Consider the following 517-nt stretch of genomic DNA (forward strand, 5'->3'; position numbering starts at 1 on the left):
TACGTTTTACCGTTATCGCGAACTGGCTGATGAAGGCGGTGTGGATGCGCTGATTAACCGCAGCCGACGCGCCCCCAATCTCAAAAATCGTACCGACGACGCAACTGAACAGGCCGTTGTTGACTATGCAGTCGCGTTTCCTGCGCATGGTCAGCACCGGACCAGCAATGAGCTGCGTAAACAGGGTGTTTTTATCTCAGGAAGTGGTGTCCGCTCTGTCTGGCTGCGCCACAATCCTGAAAACTTCAAAATGAATCGCCACAGGTTTAACAGACACCTCAGAGTCATTTAAGATGACTTAAAAGAGAGGTGCCCATGAGCAGTAAACGTTATCCTGAAGAGTTTAAAATTGAAGCTGTGAAACAGGTTCTTGATCGTGGTCATTCTGTTTCCAGCGTTGCAACACGTCTTGACATCACTACCCACAGCCTTTACGCCTGGATAAAGAAGTACGGTCCGGACTCTTCCACTAATAAAGAACAGTCAGATGCTCAGGCCGAGATCCGCCGTCTCCAGA

The 517-nt window shown here is 49.5% G+C and carries 1 protein-coding gene and 1 pseudogene; both read left to right on the top strand.

Going from position 1 to position 517, the window contains the following annotated elements:
• A pseudogene (locus tag AQ981_RS25465) lies at positions 1 to 250 on the top strand (helix-turn-helix domain-containing protein); the annotation flags it as partial.
• 65 nt (positions 251 to 315) lie between these two features.
• Positions 316 to 517: transposase (locus AQ981_RS26750; protein ID WP_071609033.1), on the top strand; the 202-nt coding region annotated here is incomplete at its 3' end.

The organism is Entomohabitans teleogrylli (assembly GCF_001484765.1).
Classification (GTDB): domain Bacteria; phylum Pseudomonadota; class Gammaproteobacteria; order Enterobacterales; family Enterobacteriaceae; genus Entomohabitans; species Entomohabitans teleogrylli.